Genomic DNA, 2,890 nt, shown 5'->3' on the forward strand with positions numbered 1-2,890 from the left:
GGAAAGTCGATGCTGGTCCAGCGCTGCAGGCCGCCCACGCGCAGGCGGCTGGCGCCGGCTGCGTCAGCCGCGTTCGACAAAGAAGCGCCGCTCCTGGTGCTCGCCCTTCTTGCCGATGTTGAAGCTGGCCACCGGCCGGTGATAGCCCATGACGCGGGTCCAGACCTCGCAGGGCTGGCGCTCGTCGTCGGAGAGTTCGACCACCTCGACGCAGGTGTTGAAGTCCGGTTGCAGGTTGCTGGGGGGAACGCTCATGCTCAATCCTTTCGTGATGACAAGGGGAATTCAGGCCGCCAGCGCGAGGGTGGCGCGCTTCTTCGCCAGCCGCTCCTCGTCGCATTTCGGACAGAACTTGTGCTCGCCGGCCAGGTAGCCGTGGGTGGGGCAGATGGAGAAGGTCGGCGTGACGGTGATGTAGGGCAGGCGGAAGCGCATGAGCGCGCGCTGCACCAGCGTGCGGCAGGCCTCGGCGCTGGAGAGCCGCTCGCCCATGTAGAGGTGCAGCACGGTGCCGCCGGTGTATTTCGACTGCAGCACTTCCTGCCGCTGCATGGCCTCGAAGGGATCGTCGGTGAAGCCCACCGGCAGCTGCGAGGAATTGGTGTAGTAGGGATGGGTGTCGGTGCCGGCCTGCAGGATGTCGGGCCAGCGCTTGCGGTCCTCGCGGGCGAAGCGGTAGGTGGTGCCTTCGGCCGGCGTCGCCTCCAGGTTGTACAGGTGCCCCGTCTCCTCCTGGAAGGCGACGATGCGTGCGCGCACGTGATCGAGCAGGCGCAGCGCGAAGGCCTCGCCCCATGCGCTGGTGATGTCGTGCGCGTCGCCGCTGAAGTTGCGGATCATCTCGTTGATGCCGTTGACGCCCAGCGTGGAGAAGTGGTTGCGCAGCGTGCCGAGGTAACGCTTGGTGTACGGAAACAGGCCCTGGTCCATCAGCCGCTGGATCAGCTTGCGCTTGGTCTCCAGGCTCTGCTTGCCCAGTTCCAGCAAGCGGTCCAGCGCGCCCAGCAGGCCGGCCTCGTCGCCGCGGTGCAGGTAGCCCAGGCGCGCGCAGTTGACGGTGACCACGCCGAGGCTGCCGGTCTGCTCCGCGCTGCCGAACAGGCCGTTGCCGCGCTTCAGCAACTCGCGCACGTCCAGCTGCAGCCGGCAGCACATGGAACGCACCATGTTCGGCTCGAGCTCCGAGTTGATGAAGTTCTGGAAGTACGGCAGGCCGTAGCGCGCCGTCATCTCGAACAGGCGGGTGGCGTTCTCCGATTCCCAGGGGAAGTCGCGCGTGATGTTGTAGGTGGGGATGGGAAAGGTGAAGACCCGGCCCTTGTCGTCGCCCGCCGTCATCACCTCGATGAAGGCGCGGTTGATCATGTCCATCTCGGCGCCGAGCTCGCCGTAGGTGAAGGGCATCTCCTCGCCGCCGATCACCGGCACCTGCTCGCGCAGGTCGTCCGGGCAGGTCCAGTCGAACGTGAGGTTGGTGAAGGGCGTCTGCGTACCCCAGCGCGAAGGCACGTTGAGGTTGTGCACCAGCTCCTGGATGCACTGGCGCACCTGGTCGTACGTCATGGCGTCCTTGCGGATGAAGGGCGCCATGTAGGTGTCGAAGGAGGAGAAGGCCTGCGCGCCGGCCCACTCGTTCTGCAGCGTGCCGAGGAAGTTGACCACCTGCCCGACGGCCGACGACATGTGCCGCGGCGGCCCGGCCTCCACCTTGCCCGGCACGCCGTTGAGGCCTTCGTGCAGCAGGGTCCGCAGCGACCAGCCGGCGCAGTAGCCGGAGAGCATGTCGAGGTCGTGGATGTGCAGGTCGCCGCTGCGGTGGGCCTCGCCGATCTCCGGCGTGTAGACGTGCGACAGCCAGTAGTTGGCCGTGACCTTGCCGGCCACGTTGAGGATCAGGCCGCCGAGCGAGTAGCCCTGGTTGGCGTTGGCGTTGACGCGCCAGTCCGCCTTCGACAGGTACTCGCTCATGGAAGCGTGCACGTCCACCAGCGTCTGCCGGCCCTTGCGCATGGCGGCGTGCTGCTCGCGGTAGACGATGTAGGCGCGCGCGGTCTTCAGGTGGTTGGCCGCGATCAGCGTCTGCTCCACCACGTCCTGGATCTGCTCGATGTGCGGGGCCTGGCCGTGGAAGCGGAACATCAGCACCTTGCGCACCTGGGCCGACAGCAGGGCGGCCTCGTCGCCGTCGAACTCGCCGCTGGCGGCGCCGGCGCGCGCCAGCGCGTTCTCGATCTTGCGCGCATCGAAGGGCGCGCGTTCGCCGCTGCGCTTGACGACTTCGCGCGGGGCGGGGTGCAGGGCTGCGTTCATGGACCTCCTCTCCGTCTGGACACTACATATAGGGCGCGAAGTATGATCGGCCACTACAGGTAGTGTTTGACGTGGCGCAAACTCCCGGTTGCAGGTCCCGCGCGCGTGCGGCATAGTGGCGGGAATGGGCGAGCACGACCACGATCACGACCACTCCCACGCGCACAGCGAACTCGATGCGACCGAGCTGCGCGTGCGCGCGTTGCAGACCATCCTTACGCAAAAGGGCTACATCGATCCCGGCGCGCTCGACGCGATCGTCGAGACGTACCAGACCCGCATCGGCCCGCGCAACGGCGCCCGCGTGGTGGCGAAGGCCTGGTCCGATCCCGCCTACTTCGACTGGCTGCTGCGCGACGCCTCCGCCGCCATCGCGTCGCTCGGCTACACCGGCCGCCAGGGCGAGCACATGGTGGCCGTGCCCAACACCGAGCAGGTGCACAACATGGTGGTGTGCACCTTGTGCAGCTGCTATCCGTGGCCGGTGCTGGGGCTGCCGCCGGTCTGGTACAAGAGCGCGCCCTACCGCTCGCGCGCCGTGCGCGATCCGCGCGGCGTGCTGGCGGAATTCGGCATCACC

At 67.5% G+C, this 2,890-nt stretch carries 1 protein-coding gene and 1 pseudogene; one reads left to right on the plus strand and one right to left on the minus strand.

Translation table 11 applies throughout. From position 1 onward, the window contains the following. Positions 1–63 precede the first annotated feature (63 nt). Positions 64–2,424: pseudogene (locus VFM98_RS23070) on the minus strand (ribonucleoside triphosphate reductase). 10 nt (positions 2,425–2,434) lie between these two features. Here VFM98_RS23070 and VFM98_RS23075 point away from each other — a divergent pair. Continuing rightward, positions 2,435–2,890: nitrile hydratase subunit alpha (locus VFM98_RS23075; protein WP_325112236.1), on the plus strand; the 456-nt coding region annotated here is incomplete at its 3' end.

The organism is Ramlibacter sp. (assembly GCF_035706265.1).
Classification (GTDB): Bacteria; Pseudomonadota; Gammaproteobacteria; order Burkholderiales; family Burkholderiaceae_C; genus Ramlibacter.